18 protein-coding genes are annotated in these 17,755 nt (G+C 73.2%); 8 read left to right on the forward strand and 10 right to left on the reverse strand.

All coding sequences use genetic code 11. The features are described 5' to 3' along the window. Positions 1–157 precede the first annotated feature (157 nt). Genes IE217_RS17360 through IE217_RS17370 form a run of 3 tightly spaced genes read left to right on the forward strand, consistent with a single transcriptional unit; the run spans position 158 to position 3,324 of the window. Positions 158–1,564, forward strand: coding sequence for a magnesium transporter MgtE N-terminal domain-containing protein (locus IE217_RS17360; RefSeq protein WP_190178770.1), 1,407 nt, complete (start codon positions 158–160; stop codon positions 1,562–1,564). After that, complete coding sequence (locus tag IE217_RS17365; RefSeq protein WP_190178771.1) at positions 1,554–2,147, forward strand: DUF1003 domain-containing protein; 594 nt, start codon at positions 1,554–1,556, stop codon at positions 2,145–2,147. The genes IE217_RS17360 and IE217_RS17365 overlap by 11 nt, the downstream gene beginning before the upstream one ends. Positions 2,148–2,190: 43 nt before the next feature. Beyond that, positions 2,191–3,324, forward strand: coding sequence for an Mrp/NBP35 family ATP-binding protein (locus IE217_RS17370; protein ID WP_190178772.1), 1,134 nt, complete (start codon positions 2,191–2,193; stop codon positions 3,322–3,324). 95 nt (positions 3,325–3,419) lie between these two features. On the opposite strand, the gene IE217_RS17375 is transcribed toward IE217_RS17370, so the two are convergent. The 5 genes from IE217_RS17375 to sigE all read right to left on the reverse strand — a co-directional run bounded on the left by IE217_RS17375 (position 3,420) and on the right by sigE (position 9,423). Next, positions 3,420–4,094 (reverse strand): hypothetical protein, encoded by a 675-nt coding sequence (locus IE217_RS17375; protein WP_190178773.1) that lies wholly within the window; start codon positions 4,092–4,094, stop codon positions 3,420–3,422. 294 nt (positions 4,095–4,388) lie between these two features. After that, positions 4,389–4,823: a sec-independent translocase gene (locus IE217_RS17380; protein WP_190178774.1), complete on the reverse strand. Its 435-nt coding sequence runs from the start codon at positions 4,821–4,823 to the stop codon at positions 4,389–4,391. Between the two features lie 241 nt (positions 4,824–5,064). Beyond that, positions 5,065–6,723, reverse strand: coding sequence for a trypsin-like peptidase domain-containing protein (locus IE217_RS17385; RefSeq protein ID WP_229865353.1), 1,659 nt, complete (start codon positions 6,721–6,723; stop codon positions 5,065–5,067). A gap of 1,012 nt (positions 6,724–7,735) precedes the next feature. Then, positions 7,736–8,725, reverse strand: a complete 990-nt coding sequence (locus tag IE217_RS17390) for an anti-sigma factor family protein (RefSeq protein ID WP_190178775.1) — start codon at positions 8,723–8,725, stop codon at positions 7,736–7,738. Next, complete coding sequence (sigE, locus tag IE217_RS17395) at positions 8,722–9,423, reverse strand: RNA polymerase sigma factor SigE (RefSeq protein WP_190178860.1); 702 nt, start codon at positions 9,421–9,423, stop codon at positions 8,722–8,724. The genes IE217_RS17390 and sigE overlap by 4 nt, the downstream gene beginning before the upstream one ends. A gap of 192 nt (positions 9,424–9,615) precedes the next feature. Between sigE and IE217_RS17400 the strand changes: the two genes are divergently transcribed. After that, complete coding sequence (locus IE217_RS17400) at positions 9,616–10,356, forward strand: O-methyltransferase (RefSeq protein WP_308432731.1); 741 nt, start codon at positions 9,616–9,618, stop codon at positions 10,354–10,356. A 78-nt stretch (positions 10,357–10,434) separates the two neighbouring features. On the opposite strand, the gene IE217_RS17405 is transcribed toward IE217_RS17400, so the two are convergent. After that, positions 10,435–10,602, reverse strand: coding sequence for a DUF3117 domain-containing protein (locus IE217_RS17405; protein ID WP_003966491.1), 168 nt, complete (start codon positions 10,600–10,602; stop codon positions 10,435–10,437). 390 nt (positions 10,603–10,992) lie between these two features. Here IE217_RS17405 and chcB point away from each other — a divergent pair, with 390 nt between their 5' ends. Further along, complete coding sequence (gene chcB, locus IE217_RS17410; protein WP_190178776.1) at positions 10,993–11,796, forward strand: 2-cyclohexenylcarbonyl CoA isomerase; 804 nt, start codon at positions 10,993–10,995, stop codon at positions 11,794–11,796. A gap of 18 nt (positions 11,797–11,814) precedes the next feature. On the opposite strand, the gene IE217_RS17415 is transcribed toward chcB, so the two are convergent. After that, positions 11,815–12,423 carry a DNA-3-methyladenine glycosylase I gene (locus tag IE217_RS17415; RefSeq protein ID WP_190178862.1) on the reverse strand — a complete coding sequence of 203 codons (609 nt, stop codon included), beginning with the start codon at positions 12,421–12,423 and terminating at the stop codon, positions 11,815–11,817. A gap of 83 nt (positions 12,424–12,506) precedes the next feature. Beyond that, entirely contained in the window at positions 12,507–12,863 is a 357-nt protein-coding gene (locus IE217_RS17420) for a DivIVA domain-containing protein (RefSeq protein ID WP_190178777.1), read from the reverse strand. Between the two features lie 126 nt (positions 12,864–12,989). On the opposite strand from IE217_RS17420, the gene folP reads away from it, so the two are divergent. After that, entirely contained in the window at positions 12,990–13,850 is an 861-nt protein-coding gene (gene folP, locus IE217_RS17425; protein WP_190178778.1) for a dihydropteroate synthase, read from the forward strand. A gap of 18 nt (positions 13,851–13,868) precedes the next feature. On the opposite strand, the gene IE217_RS17430 is transcribed toward folP, so the two are convergent. Both IE217_RS17430 and dapE read right to left on the reverse strand, forming a co-directional pair. Next, positions 13,869–14,627: an LOG family protein gene (locus IE217_RS17430; RefSeq protein ID WP_190178779.1), complete on the reverse strand. Its 759-nt coding sequence runs from the start codon at positions 14,625–14,627 to the stop codon at positions 13,869–13,871. 117 nt (positions 14,628–14,744) lie between these two features. Then, the gene (gene dapE, locus IE217_RS17435) at positions 14,745–15,824 is read right to left on the reverse strand and encodes a succinyl-diaminopimelate desuccinylase (RefSeq protein WP_190178780.1); all 1,080 of its coding nucleotides are present in this window, start codon (positions 15,822–15,824) and stop codon (positions 14,745–14,747) included. Positions 15,825–15,918: 94 nt separating this feature from the next. Here dapE and IE217_RS17440 point away from each other — a divergent pair, with 94 nt between their 5' ends. Beyond that, positions 15,919–16,935, forward strand: coding sequence for a VldE C-terminal domain-containing protein (locus tag IE217_RS17440; RefSeq protein ID WP_190178781.1), 1,017 nt, complete (start codon positions 15,919–15,921; stop codon positions 16,933–16,935). 316 nt (positions 16,936–17,251) lie between these two features. Continuing rightward, positions 17,252–17,689, forward strand: a complete 438-nt coding sequence (locus IE217_RS17445) for an ATP-binding protein (protein ID WP_190178782.1) — start codon at positions 17,252–17,254, stop codon at positions 17,687–17,689. The last annotated feature ends 66 nt before the right edge of the window (positions 17,690–17,755 follow it).

Consider the following 17,755-nt stretch of genomic DNA (forward strand, 5'->3'; position numbering starts at 1 on the left):
CGTATCCGAACGGGACGGGCTAGCCTGAAGCCCACCTGAGCGGGCAATTGGGAAAAGAAACCCACCCCATCCAACACGCAACCCGTACCACACAGAACACAGCCACGCGCACAGCACGCCACGCGCAGAAACCTAGCCACGCAAAGGAGGCGCAGCCATGGCAGCGGGCGCCCCCCGGATCTTCGTCTCGCACCTCGCCGGAGTCGCCGTCTTCGATCCGACGGGCGACCAGGTGGGGCGGGTCAGAGATCTGGTCGTCATGCTGCGCGTCGGGCGACGGCCGCCCCGCCTGCTCGGACTGGTCGTCGAACTGTCCACCCGGCGCCGCATCTTCCTGCCCATGACCCGGGTCACGAGCATCGAGTCCGGCCAGGTCATCAGCACCGGCGTGCTCAACGTCCGGCGCTTCGAGCAGCGTCCCACCGAACGGCTGGTCTTCGGCGAACTGCTCGACCGGCGGGTGACGCTGGTGGAGACGGGCGAGGAGGTCACCGTCCTGGACCTGTCGGTTCAGCAGCTGCCGGCCCGCCGGGACTGGGAGATCGACCGCGTCTTCGTGCGCAAGGGTCGCAAGGGCGGCGCCTTCCGGCGCAATCGGGGCGAGGCGCTGACGGTGGAGTGGTCCGCGGTGACCGGCTTCTCCCTGGAGGAGCACGGGCAGGGCGCGGAGAACCTGCTCGCCACCTTCGAGCAGCTGCGCCCCGCCGACCTCGCCAACGTCCTGCACCACCTCTCCCCCAAGCGGCGCGCCGAGGTGGCCGCCGCCCTCGACGACGACCGGCTCGCGGACGTCCTGGAGGAGCTCCCCGAGGACGACCAGATCGAGATCCTCGGCAAGCTGAAGAGCGAGCGCGCGGCCGACGTCCTTGAGGCGATGGACCCCGACGACGCGGCCGACCTGCTCGCCGAACTGCCCGAGGAGGAGCAGGAGCGGCTGCTGGGCCTGATGCAGCCCGCCGACGCGGCCGACATGCGCCGCCTGATGTCGTACGAGGAGCACACCGCGGGCGGTCTGATGACGACCGAGCCGATCGTCCTGCGCCCGGACGCGACCGTCGCCGACGCCCTGGCCCGGGTCCGCAACCGCGACCTGTCCCCCGCGCTGGCCGCGCAGGTCTACGTGTGCCGGCCGCCCGACGAGACCCCGACCGGCAAGTACCTGGGCACGGTGCACTTCCAGCGCCTGCTGCGCGAGCCGCCGTACACCCTGGTCAGCTCGGTCCTCGACGACGACCTGCAACCGCTGGACCCCGAGGCCACGCTGCCCGTCATCGCCGGGTTCTTCGCCACGTACGACATGGTGGCGGCGCCCGTGGTCGACGAGGCGGGCTCGCTGCTGGGCGCGGTGACGGTGGACGACGTCCTGGACCACATGCTGCCGGACGACTGGCGGGAGACGGAGTTCCACCTGGAGGACGACGGGACGGGCGGCGACGGAACGGGCGGCCGCGGCAAGAGCGGCGACGGAGCGGGCGGCCGCGGGACGGGCGGGGGGACGGGTGCCGGACGGGACCGGGGCGCGCAGGACGCGGCGGACGAGGGGGCGGCCACCCATGGCACCTGAGCGCGAGACGACCCGGGAGCGGCACCCGGCGGGGGCCACGGCCGCCGGCCGGCCGCGCACCCGGCTGGACCAGCCGCGGCCGCCCCGGCGCAGGCTGCTGCCCGAGTGGGACCCGGAGGCCTTCGGTCGGCTCTCCGAGCGCATCGCCCGCTTCCTGGGCACCGGCCGGTTCATCGTCTGGATGACGATCGTGATCATCGTGTGGGTGCTGTGGAACGTGGCCGCGCCCCGCCCGCTGAGGTTCGACGAGTACCCGTTCATCTTCCTGACGCTGGCCCTGTCCCTCCAGGCCTCCTACGCCGCCCCGCTGATCCTGCTGGCGCAGAACCGGCAGGACGACCGGGACCGGGTCAACCTCGAACAGGACCGCAAGCAGAACGAGCGGTCCATCGCAGACACCGAGTACCTCACCCGCGAGATCGCCGCGCTGCGCATGGGCCTCGGCGAGGTCGCCACCCGCGACTGGATCCGCTCCGAGCTGCAGGACCTGGTGAAGGAGCTGGAGGAGAGGGTGGACGGGCATCATCGGTCCGGGGTATTCCCGGCGGAACACCCGCGCGGACGTGACATGGACGACCACTGACGGGGGTCCCGGGCCGGGAGCGGAGCGCCGTACCATCGTTTCCATGGCTACGGAAGACGCGGTGCGCGAGGCGCTGGCGACGGTTGACGACCCCGAGATCCACCGGCCCATCACCGAACTCGGCATGGTCAAATCGGTGGAGATCGGTGCGGACGGGGCGGTCGCGGTCACCGTGTACCTGACGGTCTCCGGCTGCCCGATGCGCGAGACGATCACGCAGCGGGTGACCGAGGCGGTCTCGCGTGTCGAGGGCGTCACCCGTGTCGACGTCTCGCTCGACGTGATGAGCGACGAGCAGCGCAAGGAGCTGGCCAGTGCCCTGCGCGGCGGCCAGGCCGAGCGCGAGGTCCCCTTCGCCAAGCCGGGCAACCTCACCCGGGTCTACGCGGTCGCCTCCGGCAAGGGCGGCGTCGGCAAGTCCTCGGTCACGGTGAACCTGGCGGCGGCCATGGCGGCCGACGGCCTGAAGGTGGGCGTGGTCGACGCCGACATCTACGGCCACAGCGTGCCGCGCATGCTGGGCGCGGACGGCCGTCCGACCCAGGTCGAGAACATGATCATGCCGCCGTCGGCGAACGGCGTGAAGGTCATCTCCATCGGCATGTTCACCCCGGGCAACGCCCCCGTCGTCTGGCGCGGCCCGATGCTGCACCGCGCGCTCCAGCAGTTCCTCGCGGACGTCTACTGGGGCGACCTGGACGTGCTGCTGCTCGACCTGCCGCCGGGCACCGGCGACATCGCGATCTCCGTGGCCCAGCTGGTCCCGAACGCCGAGATCCTGGTCGTGACGACGCCTCAGCAGGCCGCGGCCGAGGTGGCCGAGCGGGCCGGCTCCATCGCCGTGCAGACCCACCAGAAGATCGTCGGCGTGGTCGAGAACATGTCGGGCCTGCCCTGCCCGCACTGCGGCGAGATGGTCGACGTGTTCGGCACGGGCGGCGGCCAGCTGGTCGCCGACGGCCTGACCCGCACCACCGGCGCCACGGTCCCGGTCCTCGGCTCCATCCCGATCGACGTCCGGCTGCGCGAGGGCGGCGACGAGGGCAAGCCGGTCGTCCTGACCGACCCGGACTCCCCGGCGGGCTCCGCGCTGCGCGCCATCGCGGGCAAGCTGGGCGGCCGCCAGCGGGGGCTTTCGGGCCTGTCGCTGGGGCTCACCCCGAAGAACAAGTTCTAGTACGGGACCGGGTTCCGGTTCCACCGGGTTCCGGTTCCGGTACGTGGCCGGAGGGCGCCGTCTCGCGGAGGCGGCGCCCTTCGCGCACGCGGTGGTCAGCCGGCGTAGGCGGTGATGTCCTTGATCATCGCGAAGCCCAGACCGTACGCGCTCATGCCCCTGCCGTACGCGCCCACGTGGACGCCCTGCGCGGTCGACCCGGCCAGCACCCAGCCGAACTCGGACTCCCGGTAGTGGAAGGGCGTGGGCACGCCGTCCACCGGCAGGGACAGGGACGACCAGGCCGGCCCGGAGAGGTCGTCGGCGAGCACCCACGCCGTCTCGGTCTGCTGCTCCAGCCAGTCGTCCCGCAGGGCGTGGTCCATCTGCCCCGGCCAGGTGAACGACAGCAGCCCCACCCCGGCGAGCCAGGCCGCCGAGGACACCGAGGTGGCCTCCAGCAGGCCGGTGCCGTCCGCGCTGCGCCGCACCGGGTTGGCCGCGACGGTCACCACGACCGCGAACTTCTCCCTGGGTTCGTCCGGTGACCCGGACACGAACTCGTTGCGTACGGAGGGCTCGTCGCCGTGCCCGGTCGAACCGTGTTCCACGGAACCGTCGGCAGAGGTGCCGACCTGCATCAGCCAGCGCGGTCCTGTGAAGGCCTCGTCGAGGCCGTACCACGGGAAGGGCGCCAGCAGGTAGCCGTCGACCGTGCGCCGGGCGGAGGGGAAACGCGCTCCGCCCTCCGCGGCCGGCGCCTGCGCGACCGCCCTACTTGTCGTCTCCATGTGCCCGGACGCCTCCTCGCTCTAGTCGGACCGGGCGGCCCGCCCCCCTTCGGGCGTACTCGTCCGGTCCGCACAACAACTCGGCAGCATATCGACCCGGCTTCGGCAGACCGGGAAAGCTCCCGGCGCGTGGGTCGCGCCTGCGGCCGGTTCGGGCCTGTTCACGGCCGGTGGGAGCGGTGCGCGGTATGAAACGCGTCACGTCCCGGCCGCGGCGGGTCGGGACGTGAGGGGCGACGGGCGACGGGGCCTCGGGAGGCGTGCGTCAGGTCGCGTGCGTCAGGTTCGCGTGCGTCAGGTGGCGTCCGCGTCGAAGGGCGGGGGGCCGCCCGGGTCCTCGGGCTTCTTGGTCATGTCGATCCGGCCGCCCTGGGAGGACGACGAGGAGCCCGGCGAGGGGTCGGTGTCGCGGGCGTGCACCGCGTCCGTGACCTCGGCCATCTCCTTCTTCAGGTCGAAGCCGTTACGGATCTCCTTCAGCCCCAGTTCGTCGTTCTCCATCTGCTTGCGGATGAACGTCTTGGGGTTGAGGTCCTCGAACTCGAAGTCCTTGAACTCCGGGCCGAGTTCCTGGCGGATGTCCTGCTTGGCGCTCTCCGAGAACTCCCGGATCTTCCGGATCGTACGGGTCACGTCCTGGATGACCTTCGGGAGCTTGTCCGGACCGAACACGAGCACCGCAATGACGATGATCGTCACCAGCTCGAGCGGTCCTATGTCATTGAACACCTGAAGCTCCTTGCGATGTCCTCGGTCCTCGGCCCTCGGTGGTCCGGTCTGTGCGGGGCTGTCCGTGGTCCGGGCCGGATCCACGGTACCCGGCCCGGGTGTCCGACCGGTACCGTCCCGCGCGGGCGGGGCGCGTGTACACGTCGGTTTTCCGGCTTGTTTGCCTTACGGGGCCGTTCCGTTGCTCCCCGCGAGGCCCTGACCGGCTCCGGCCCGCTGTGAGGTTGGCGTCAGTGGCCGGTCAGTCGCCACCGGAGGAACCGAGCACGAGCGAGACCGTGCGCTCCTTTCCGTCGCGGCGGACGGTGAGCTCCAGACGGTCGCCGGGGCGGTGGGCGCGCGTCTTGACGATCAGCTCCTCGCCCGAGTGGACGCGCTGTCCGTCCACCGCGGTGATCACGTCGCCTGCCTTGATGCCGGCGTGGGCGCCCGGGCCGCCGGGGGTGACCGGGGCGCCGCCGTCGCGGCCCTTGGCGCCGACCTTGGCGCCGTCGCCGGTGTAGTTCATGTCGAGGGTCACGCCGATCACCGGGTGGCTGGCCTTGCCCTTGTTGATGAGCTCCTCGGCGACGCGCCTGGCCTGGTTGACGGGGATGGCGAAGCCCAGGCCGATGGAGCCGGCCTGACCGGACTGCACGTCCGAGCCGGTGTCGGCGGAGCGGATGGCGGAGTTGATGCCGACCACTCGGCCCTTGGAGTCCAGCAGCGGGCCGCCGGAGTTGCCGGGGTTGATCGGGGCGTCGGTCTGGAGGGCGTCGACGTACGAGACGTCGCTGCCGTCGCCCTTCTGGCCGCCCGCGGTGATCGGGCGCTCCTTGGCGCTGATGATGCCGGAGGTGACCGTGTTGGCCAGGTCGAAGGGGGCGCCGATGGCGACGACCGGGTCGCCGACCTGCACGTTGTCGGAGTTGCCGAGGGGAATGGGGGTGAGGCCGCGCACGCCGCTCACCTGGACGACGGCGAGGTCGTAGCCGGTGTCGCGGCCGATGATGCGGGCCTTGGCGGTCTGGCCGCCGCTGAACGTGACGGATATGTCGCCGCCGGAGGCGGCGTTCTCCACCACGTGGTTGTTGGTGAGGATGTGACCGAGGCGGTCGAGCACGAAGCCGGTGCCGGTGCCCTGCTCGTCGGAGCCGGTCACGTGCAGCGTGACCACGCTGGGCAGGGCGCGGGCGGCTATCCCGGCCACGCTGTCCGGAGCGCGGCCGGCGGGCTCCTTCCCCGCCTGCGGCAACTGGACGGCGCCGACACCGCCGTTGCGCTCTATGTACGCGCCGAGCAGTCCACCGAGCCCGCCGGAGACGAGCGCGAGCGCGAGGGCCCCGCCGATGATCATCCGCCGCAGCCGGGTGCGCCGCGCCGGTGCGCCACTGTGCAGCAGCGGCGCGGGCAACGGCGTGGCCGCCCAGGGGTCGTACCGCTGCCAGGGCCCGGCCGGGGGGCCGGGTATGGAGGCCGAGGGCAGGGCGCTCGCCGGGCCGGGGGCGGCCGGGCCCGGCATGGAGGCGGCCGCGGGCGTCACCGACGGCACGCCGGTCGCCGGGTGCGCCGTGTGCCCCGGGGGCACCGCGCCCGTGGCGGACGCCACCGCCGGATGCTGCACGGGAGGTGCCGACGCCCAGGGCCCCGGTTCCCCGTAGGGCGGGGTCCCGTACGGATCGGGCTCATGCAGCGGCTCGGCCCGCCCGCTACCGTCCCCCACCGGGACCTCGCCGGAAGCCGCCACCGATGCTGCGGCGGGTGCCTCGCGGGAAACCACCACCGACCCTACGGCGGGTGCCTCGCCGGAAGCCGCCACCGACCCTACGGCCGGGACCTCGCCGGAAACCACAGCAGCCCATGCGTCCGAGGCCTCGCCGGAGGCAGACCCGGCCGCCGGAATCTCCCCCGGCGCGGGCATTGGAGCCGGGGCATCGCCGGAAACCGCAGCAGATCCTGCGGCCGCGGCCTCACCAGAAGCAGGCACGTCGGCCACGGACTCCCCCGAACCGGGCGCATCCGCCAGGCCCCCGCCCGGCGCAGGCACGGCCGCCGGGGCGTCGCCCTGGTGGGCCGTGGGCATCTTGGAGTCGCCCCCGGTCGCCGGGTGCGGCTTGGCGAGCTCAAAGTCACCACCGGCGTCACCCTCCGAGCGGGTCGCGCGGTCACCGCTGGTGCCGCCCTCCGGGCCACTCACGTCGTCGCCCTTCGCGCTCCCCACCGAGCCGGTCACGGAGTCACCCCCGGTGCCGCCCACCGGACCGCCCACGGAGTCACCCCCGCCGCCGCCCACCGGACCACTCACAGAGTCACCCTCAGTGCCGCCCACCAGGCCACTCACGGAGTCATCCCCAGCGCCGCCCACTGGACCACTCACAGAGTCGCCCTCGGCGCCGCCCACCGGACCGCTCACAGAGTCACCCTCGGCGCCGCCAACCGCACCGCTCACAGAGTCACCCTCGGCATCGCCCACCGCACCGCTCACCGAGTCACCCCCGGCGTCGCCGTCCAGGCCGGTCGTCAGTGCGTCCTCCAGGGGCTCGCCGTCGGTCTCGGTCGGCGCCGGTGCCTGCCGGGGCGGGGCGTCGGCCGGGGTGGGGGCGGCCGGGTCCGTCCCGAGGGACGCGGGCGTCGTCCGCGGCCGCTCCAGCTCGTAGTCGCCCTCCGTGACGGCGGCCGCCGGCTCGGCCACAGGGCCGACGGGCGCCGGCCCCTCATCCTGCGCAGGGACGGGCCGGGGCCTGGTCCACCACCTGGTGCGGGTGGACTTCGTGGGCTTCCCCTCGTTCATGTTCTCCCCACAGCGGGCCTCGGCACGGCTCGTCGGGCGGCCGTGCGTCGTCGACTCCGCGCCCATACCGGTGTCATGGGCGCGACCACCTGGATTCAACCAGGTTCACGGGCCGCCGCGCAGAGGCCGGGCGTCGCGCCGGTCAGTGCGCCGTGCGCGAGGACGCGGGCGGCACCGGGCCCGGCACGGGCGCCGAGAGCAGCCCGGGGGCTCTGAGCCCCGAGTCGGTGGTCCAGGAGGTCAGGGAGATCGGCGGAGTGGTGTTGAGCGGACGTATCAACGGGGACATGACGGCCGCACCCGCGACCAGCGGTGTGGTCACCGCGTGCAGCACGTCCTGCGCCTGCCCGGCCGCGAGCGACTGGGCCCCGGGAAGCAGGGGCGCGGACAGCGAGGTCGGCGCGGCGGGCGCCCCGGACGACCGCCGGCCCTGCGCGAGCAGCGGTCCGGAGGACTGCCTGCGCCGCGCGGTCTCGGTACCCGTGGCCGCGCCGGTGCCCGCGGTGCGCGCCGGGGTCACATTGCTGCCGGAGCCGCCGCGGGCCTCCGCGGCCGTGTCACTGGGCGCACCGGTGGTGACCCCGGCCAGGGCCACCGCGGCCAGCGACACCGCACCGGCGGCCACGAACGCGAACCGCAGCCCGCGCGAGGCCGGCCGGTCGGTGTCGGGGCGGCCCACGTGGTGGATGCGGAAGCCGGGGCCGGGTTCGGGGACGTCGGCGGGGTGGGGCCGGGCCGGGACGTAGCCGAACTCGAACTGCTCGCCCCGCCCGCCGCGTCTGGCGCCGAAGGTGCCGGAGAACGGGGAGGACCCGGACCGTCCGGTGAGGCCGCCGGGAAGGCGACCGCCGCCGAAAGGTGAGCCGCCGTCGGGGTCATCGCCCCCGGGCAGCCCCTGAAGGCGGGCCAGGAAGCTTTCGGAGGGGGGCGGAGGGGCCGCCTCCGCGAAGACGTTCTTCAGGCGGCGCTGGGCGTCGACCTCCGCCCTGCACTTGGGGCAGGTCGCCACGTGCGCCAGGACGCGCTCACGCGTGTCATGACCGAGCTCGCCGTCCACCAGGGCCGAGAGCCGGTCTCCGAGATGCTGTTCCGCGAGGCCGCTCACGGCCGGGTCGGGTCGTGATCCACTCACGCGGTCGCGCCCCCTCCCCCCAGCACGGGGACCCGCGGCACGAAGCTGCGGCGCTCCGCCCTGGCCTCGGGCGAGCGGTGCGCGAGGGCCTTGCGCAGCTGCGAGCGGCCGCGGTGGATGCGGGAGCGGACCGTGCCGAGCTTGACGCCGAGGGTGGCGGCGATCTCCTCGTAGGACAGGCCCTCGATGTCGCAGAGCACGACGGCCGCGCGGAACTCCGGCGCGAGGGTGTCGAGGGCCTGCTGGACGTCCGCGTCGAAGTGCGCGTCGTTGAAGAGCTGCTGCGGGGTGGGCTCCTTGCTGGCGAGGCGCTCGGCCGCGTCGTCGCCGAGCGCGTCGAAGCGGATGCGCTGCTTGCGGCGGACCATGTCCAGGAAGAGGTTGGTGGTGATGCGGTGCAGCCAGCCCTCGAAGGTGCCCGGCGTGTACGTCGACAGGGAGCGGAAGACGCGGACGAAGACCTCCTGGGTGAGGTCCTCGGCGTCGTGCTGGTTGCCGGTGAGGCGGTAGGCGAGGCGGTAGACGCGGCCGCTGTGCGTGCTGACGATCTCCTCCCAGGTGGGCGGAGTCCACGCCTGCCCGTCCGCGTCGGTGGAGAAGGTCGCGGTCTGGGTGAAGCCTTCGGCGTGGCTCGGGTCAGCAGCGGTGTCGTTCACGGATTTCGGCCTGCCCGCCGATCCGAGGAAGCGCCGCAGCACTCCGCCCCGGTCCGCAGGCGCGGCCGCACCTCCCCTGTCGGCTCTGGTGGTGTCCAGTGGAGCCCCTACCATAGCCACCTCGCCCGTTAGCTCCGGATAAGCGGTTTTACGAGAATTTGACATGCGCTGCCACGGCTCATCCGGCTGCGTCAGCACTTGCTCCGGGTCCCGATCCATCCCATACCCCCCGCCATGTCCCCCGGCACTGCCTCATCCCTTTCAACGACCGGTCCCATCTGCGGGTTCCCGGGCCCAACGGATACAGTCACGCCCAGGCATCCGCGGGGACAGGAGAGGGTCATTACCGGCAACCGGCAGACGAGCTGGGCGTTCGCCGACGCCTATGTCGCCGAGGACGAAGCGCTGCGCTGGGCCCGCGACCGGGCCCGTGAAGCGGGCCTGCCCTCGGTGTCGCCCGGCGCGGGCGCCGCGCTGCGGCTGCTGGCCGCCACCGTGGACGCCAAGGCCGTCGCGGAGATCGGCACCGGCACCGGCGTCTCCGGCATCCATCTGCTGCACGGCATGCGCCCCGACGGGGTGCTGACCACCGTGGACCCCGAGCCCGAGCACCAGCAGTTCGCCCGCCAGGCCTTCCGCGCGGCCGGCTTCGCCGCCAACCGGGCCCGGTTCATCCCGGGCCGCGCCCTGGACGTGCTGCCCCGGCTCGCGGACGCCGGGTACGACCTCGTCTTCTGCGACGGCGACCGGCAGGAGTTCCTCGACTACCTCGCTGAATCGTTGCGCCTGCTGCGTCCGGGAGGCCTGGTCGTCTTCGAGGGCGTGTTCGCGCACGGGCGGACGGTGGACTCCGGACCGCAGCCGACGGAGGTCCTCAGGCTGAGGGAGCTGCTGCGCACGGTGCGCGAGAGCCAGGAGCTGGTGCCGTCCCTGCTGCCGGTGGGCGATGGCCTGCTGTGCGCGGTCAAGCGGTGACCACCACCGCCTGGAAAACCACCGCCCCGGCACCGAGTGCGATGCCGGGGCAGCGATAAGAGTATGGTCGCTTGCGCGTCAGCCGACGACCTTCTTGAGGGCGTCGCCGAGCGCGTCGGCCTCGTCAGGGGTCAGCTCGACGACGAGTCGACCGCCGCCTTCGAGCGGAACGCGCATGACGATGCCCCGCCCCTCCTTGGTCACCTCGAGCGGGCCATCACCCGTCCGCGGCTTCATGGCCGCCATGCTCGTTCCCCTTCCTGAAACCCAGCTCATCGTCAAAGCCGACGGCCCACCGAAGGGCACGCGCGCGGATCCATGCCCAGGACGGCCCAGGACACGCGACACCGGCATCGAACACATTGCTTCCCAGCCATTATCCCGCATCTCAGGACCCGATGACCAACATCAGTCGGCATCGCTTGGGCAACGCGCGCGAGCAAAACCACTCAATTCGGGGATGTGACTGCGATACTGCGCGCCCGCCCGGACATCCGCCGCCGGGCGGTCCGCCGGAATTCTTTGACGCAGGTCACACGTCCGCTCCGCGCTCCGGCCGGTGATCTCCGTCATGCTGTCCTCGGACGAAGGACGTACTGAGCGGTACGTCAGGGCCCACACCGGAGGGGATGACCCATGGCCGACACCGTGCTCTACGAGGTGAGCGACGGACTGGCGACGATCACGCTGAACCGCCCCGAGGCGATGAACGCGCTGAACGTGGCGACCAAGGTCGCGCTCCGGGACGCGGTCGAGTCCGCGGCCGCCGACGCCGCCGTACGGGCGATCCTGCTCACCGCGGCCGGGGACCGGGCGTTCTGCGTGGGCCAGGACCTCAAGGAGCACATCGGCCTGCTCGCGGCCGACCGGGAGACCGGGTCGGGGCAGACCATGAGCACCGTGCGGGAGCACTACAACCCGATCGTGCGGGCGCTGGCCGGCGCGGCGAAGCCGGTGGTGGCCGCGGTGAACGGGGTCGCCGCGGGGGCGGGCTTCGGCTTCGCGCTCGCCGCCGACTACCGCATCGTCGCGGACACGGCCGCCTTCAACACCTCCTTCGCGGGCGTGGCGCTCACCGCCGACTCCGGCATGTCCTGGACCCTGCCGCGTGTCGTGGGCCCCGGCCGGGCCGCCGACCTGATGCTCTTCCCGCGCACGATCAGCGCCCAGGACGCCCATGAGCTGGGCATCGCCAACCGGGTCGTGCCGGCCGCGGAACTGCGCGTCGAGGCCGAGAAGGTGGCGCGCTCGCTGGCCGAGGGCCCGACGGTGGCGTACGCGGCGCTCAAGGAGGCGATGGCCTACGGGCTCGTCCACTCGCTGGAGGAGACGCTGGAGAAGGAGGACGAGCTCCAGACCCGCGCGGGGCGCTCCGAGGACCACTCCATCGCCGTACAGGCCTTCGTGAACAAGGAGAAGCCGAAGTACCTGGGCCGCTGACCGCACGGCCGGGGCCGGTCAGGGGCGGCGGGCCACGCAGTCCGCGAGGTGGTCGTCGACCAGGCCGCAGGCCTGCATCAGGGCGTACGCCGTGGTCGGGCCGACGAAGCGCAGGCCGCGCTTCTTCAGCGCCTTGGACAGCGCGGTGGACTCGGGGGTGACCGCCGGGACGTCGGAGAGGGTCCTCGGGGCCGCGCGCCCGGCCGGGTCGGGGGCGTGCGACCAGATGAGCGCGTCCAGCTCGCCGGGGGACCACTCGGCGAGCACGCGCGCGTTGGCGAGGGTCGCGTCGATCTTGGCGCGGTTGCGGATGATGCCGGTGTCGGCGAGCAGGCGCTCGCGGTCGGCCCCGGTGAACTCCGCGACCGCGGCGATCTCGAAGCCGGCGAAGGCGGCGCGGAAGCCGGGGCGGCGGCGCAGGATGGTGATCCAGGACAGGCCGGACTGGAAGGCCTCCAGGCTGAGCCGTTCGTAGAGCGCGTCGTCGCCGTGGACCGGGCGGCCCCACTCCTCGTCGTGGTAGGTCACGTACTCGGCGGCGGACAGGGCCCACGGGCAGCGCGGCGCTCCGTCCGGCCCCGCGACCGCGGCACCGCGCGGCCCCGCGGCCTCACCCGCCGGACCCACCGAGCCCCCGCCCACCGAGCCCCCGCCCGCCGGACCCGCCGCGGTCTCGCCGGCCGCGTCGTCGGTCGCCGTGCCGTGCGCCGTCACTGCTGGTCCTCCGGTTGCGGCTTGGACAGGCGGACGTGGGCCGCGGCGGCCTGGGCGCCGGCCAGGGCGGACTCCAGGTCGGCGATGCGCGCGTCGCGCTCGGCGAGCTCGGCGCCCAGGCGGCCGAGCGCGTCGTCCACGTCCGCCATCCGGTAGCCGCGTGCGGCGAGCGGGAAGCGCAGGCTCTCCACGTCGGCGCGGCCCACCGGGCGGTCCGGCGGCAGCGGGTCGTGCAGCCGCTCGGGCGCCGCCTCCGGCAGCGGTCCGGTGCCCTCGCCGCCGCCGACCACCGCGAGGGTCACCGCGGCGACCACGACGGCGAGCGCGACGACCAGGAACAGGAACATAACCATCGCTGAGGTCCCCACGGAGTTTCGGAGTCTGTCGGATGTGTCAGGGTCCGATCGTGCCATGCGAGGCTGACAGTTAGGGTCGCAGACGGCCGAAGACCAGGACGTACCAGGAGAGGTCGACAGGGGATGCTCAGGCTGGGCAGGCGTGAATTCGACACGCACGAGCCGGTGATCATGGCGATCGTGAACCGGACCCCGGACTCCTTCTACGACCAGGGGGCGACGTTCCGCGACGAACCGGCCCTCGCGCGCGTGGAGCAGGCGATCGCCGAGGGAGCCGCGATCGTCGACATCGGCGGGGTCAAGGCGGGGCCCGGCGAGGCGGTGTCGCCCGAGGAGGAGGCGCGGCGCACGGTCGGCTTCGTGGCCGAGGTGCGGCGGCGGTTCCCGGACGTCGTCATCAGCGTGGACACCTGGCGGGCCGACGTCGGCGAGGCGGTCTGCGAGGCGGGCGCCGACCTGCTGAACGACGCGTGGGGCGGGGTCGACCCGCGGCTCGCCGAGGTCGCGGCGCGGTACCGGGCCGGGCTGGTGTGCACCCACGCGGGCGGCGCCGAACCGCGGACCCGGCCGCACCGGGTGACGTACCACGACGTCATGGCCGACATCCTGAAGGTGACCGTAGGACTGGCCGAGCGGGCGGTCGCCCTCGGCGTGCCGCGGGAGTCGGTGCTGATCGACCCCGGGCACGACTTCGGGAAGAACACCCGGCACAGCCTGGAGGCCACGCGGCGGCTGGACGAGATGGTCGCCACGGGGTGGCCCGTGCTCGTCTCGCTGTCCAACAAGGACTTCGTGGGCGAGACGCTGGACAGGCCGGTGAAGGAGCGGGTGGTGGGCACGCTGGCCACCACGGCCGTGTCGGCGTGGCTGGGGGCGCAGGTGTACCGGGTGCACGAGGTCGCCGAGACCCGGCAGGTGGTGGACATGGTGGCGGCCATCGCCGGGCACCGCGGCCCGGCCGTGGCCCGGCGCGGCCTGGCGTAGGGCGCCGGGCCGCACGCCCTACTTGCCCGCCTCCTTGGACATCAGGGCCACCGCCTCCTCCACGTCGTCGGTGACGTGGAACAGGGTGAGGTCCGCCTGGGCGGCCTTGCCCTGGGCGATCAGGGTGTTCTCCAGCCAGTCGACGAGGCCGCCCCAGTACGCGGTGCCGAACAGGACGATCGGGAACTGGGTGACCTTCTGGGTCTGGACGAGGGTCAGGGCCTCGAAGAGCTCGTCGAGGGTGCCGAGGCCGCCGGGCAGGACCACGAAGCCCTGGGCGTACTTGACGAACATCATCTTGCGGACGAAGAAGTACCGGAAGTTCAGCCCGATGTCGACGTAGGGGTTCAGGCCCTGCTCGAAGGGCAGCTCGATGCCCAGGCCCACCGAGGTGCCGCCGGCCTCGCAGGCGCCCTTGTTGGCCGCCTCCATCGCGCCCGGGCCGCCGCCGGTGATCACCGCGAAGCCCGCCTCGACCAGGCCGCGGCCGAGCCGCACCCCGGCCTCGTACTCCGGTGAGTCCACCGCCGTGCGGGCGGAGCCGAAGACGCTGATCGCGGGAGGCAGCTCGGCCAGGGTGCCGAAGCCCTCGATGAACTCCGACTGGATGCGCAGGACCCGCCAGGGGTCGGTGTGCACCCAGTCGGTGGGAGCGCGCTCGTCCAGCAGGCGCTGGTCGGTGGTGCTGGCCTGCACCTGGCCCCGCCGCCGGAGGACCGGTCCCAGGCGCTGCTCCTCCGGTGGCCGCTTCTTGCCCTCCGGGTTGCCTGTAGGCATGTGCGCTCCCTCCGCTTGCGGTCGTTCCACCTCAGCGTAGATCTACGCGGGTTACGAGCGGGGGACCTCGGCATTTCCTGCGGGCAGCGGCAGGTCAGCGGGGTTCCGCCCGGCGGCTCAGGCGGTCAGCCAGGCCCGCAGGCGCTCCTCGCCCGCGAGGATCTTGGCGGTCTCGACCCGTTCGTCCCGCTTGTGCGCCAAGTGGGGGTTTCCGGGACCGTAGTTGACGGCCGGGACGCCCAGCGCGGAGAAGCGGGAGACGTCCGTCCAGCCGTACTTGGGCAGCGGGGTGCCGCCGACCGCCTCGATGAAGGCGAGCGCGGCGGGGTGGTTCAGGCCGGGCAGCGCGCCGCCGCTGTGGTCGTCGATCACGAACTCCTCCACCCCGCAGTCCGCGAAGACCTCGCGGACGTGGGCGACCGCCTCCTCCTCGGTGCGGTCGGGGGCGTAGCGGAAGTTGACGGTGACCACGCACTCGTCGGGGATGACGTTGCCCGCCACTCCGCCCGAGATGCCGACCGCGTTGAGGCCCTCGCGGTACTCCAGGCCGTCGATGACCGGGTGACGCGGCTTGTACTCCGCGAGGCGGGCGAGGATCGGCGCGGCGGCATGGATGGCGTTGGAGCCCATCCAGCCGCGCGCGGAGTGCGCCCGCTCACCCTTCGTCTTCAGCAGCACGCGCAGGGTGCCCTGGCAGCCGCCCTCGACGTTGCCGTCGGAGGGTTCGAGGAGGATCGCGAAGTCGCCCGTCAGCCAGTCCGGATGGGCCTTGGCGACGTGCCCCAGGCCGTTGAGGTCGGCGGTGACCTCCTCGTTGTCGTAGAAGACGAAGGTCAGGTCGCGGTTGGGGGCCGGGACGGTGGCCGCGATGCGCAGCTGCACGGCCACGCCGGACTTCATGTCACAGGTGCCGCAGCCCCAGAGCACCCCGTCCCCGTCCAGCCGGGAGGGGACGTTCCCCGCGATCGGGACCGTGTCGATGTGGCCGGCGAGGATCACGCGCTCGGGGCGGCCGAGGTTCGTTCGCGCGACGACGTTGTTGCCGAACCGGTCGACAGTCAGGTGAGGCAGGGCGCGCAGCGCCGTCTCGATCGCGTCGGCGAGCGGCTTCTCCGTGCCGCTCTCGGAGGGGAAGTCGACGAGCCGCGCGGTCAGCCGCGCTGCGTCCAGCGTGAGGTCAAGCGGGGTATCGGCCATGACGACGACCCTAACTTGCCGAACCCATCGGCCGCCGCTGCGCATTGTCCACACCCGGCTCGGCCGTCCCACCGGCCTCCGCTACCTTGTACGCGTGTCAGAGCCGTCCCCCACTTCCAGGCGTGGTGGCCGCCTCCTTCGGATGGGGGCGGCCCTCGTGGTCCTGCTGGCGCTCGCCGGCTACCTCACGGTGCAGTACCTCACGGGCGGCACCGGGGGCCCGGGCTGCGAGGTCGTCTCCGGCAAGGGCGACGGCGCCTCGTACGAGTTCACACCGGAGCAGGCGGTGAACGCGGCGACGATCGCCGCCGTGGGCACCGGGCGCAACATGCCCGAGCGCGCCGTGACGATCGCGCTGGCGACCGCCCTCCAGGAGTCCGGCCTGCGCAACATCGAGCACGGCGACCGGGACTCGCTCGGCCTGTTCCAGCAGCGGCCCTCGCAGGGCTGGGGCACGCCGAAGGAGATCATGGACCCGGCGTACGCGGCCGGGAAGTTCTACGAGCACCTGGCCAAGGTCCCCGGATACACGCGGCTGCCGCTGACCGTGGCCGCCCAGCGCGTGCAGCGCAGCGGCTTCCCGCAGGCCTACGCCAAGCACGAGCCGGACGCGGTCCTGCTCTCCGCCGCGCTCACCGGGCACTCGGCCGCCACGCTGACCTGCCGGGGCCGCCCGGGCGCCACCCGGACCACCGGCCCGGACGCGGTGCGGGCCGCGCTGGTACGGGACTTCGGGCGGGACGTGATGCAGGAGGCCGGCGCGGAGGTCCGGGACGACGGCTCGTCCACGGCGCCCGCGCCGAGCGGCCCGCCCGCGTCCGGCTCGGCCTCCGCCCCGACCTCCGCGTCCGGCTCGGACGGGCGGACGGTGACGATCCCCGTGCGGGCCGGGTCCGGGAGCGCCGCCGGGGGCGGGGCGCGGGAGCGGGGCTGGCAACTGGCGCACTGGGCGGTGGCCAACGCCTCGGCGCTGCACATCGAGCGGGTGGCGTACGCGGGGCGTGAGTGGAGCTCCGGCATCACCGACAGCCGGTGGCACACGACGGACGCTCAGGGCGCGGGCGGCGCCGAGCGGGACTCCGGCTCGGTGCGGATCACCACGGAACGCTAGTACGGGCCCTCACTCGCCCGGGTTGTGCGCGCACCGCCGGCGCGGTGGCGCGGACGGGTTTTCGCACGCTCGCCCCCGTGGCCGTCAAAGCCCTTGGGAGCAAAGGGCCGTAAGGATTCGGCAGACAGTCGGACCGGGCGGCTTTTGCCCGCTTTCATCCGCAGCCGATAATGCGACGCATTACCGACTCTTTACCTTGGTGCGCCGCAACCTTCGACGATCTCGGGCGGTAGTCACTGCGTCCGAGGCCCACCCGGTCGGCCGACCAACCGCCGGGCGGGGCAAGGCACTTCAGTCAACCCGTCGAAGGAGCAACATGTCCCTCCCCCTGACCCGCCGGATCGCCCGTGCCGCGCTGATCGTCGCTGCGGGAGCGGCCGCCGGGGCCGGTGCGGCCGGCTCCGCCAGCGCCGCCCCCGCGCTGCCGGCCACCCCGAACCTCGGCGGCCTGACCGCCCTGGACGGTGCGCACGCCGGCAGCACCGTGGACGGCGCGGCGCAGCACGTCACCGGGGTCGCGGGCGACACCGGCGGCAAGGCGCTCAGGCAGGCGGTGCCGGCCGCGGGCAAGGCCGGCGGCAACCTGGTGCGGAAGACGGCGCCGGTCGCGCAGAAGGCGGCGGGCGACGCGGCCGGGTCGGCCGGGGGCGTGCTCGGCGACACCGCGAGGACCGCGACCCAGGGCGGCCTGCCGACCCAGGCGCTGCCGGCGCAGGGCCTGCCGGTCCAGGGCGGGCTGCCGCTGGGCGGCTGAGCGGCCCGGCGAACGGTGAAGGGGCCCGGAGGAGGATCCTCCGGGCCCCTTCACCATGCCCTGGCC

Source organism: Streptomyces naganishii JCM 4654 (assembly GCF_014650575.1).
In the GTDB taxonomy this organism is placed as follows: Bacteria; Actinomycetota; Actinomycetes; order Streptomycetales; family Streptomycetaceae; genus Streptomyces; species Streptomyces naganishii.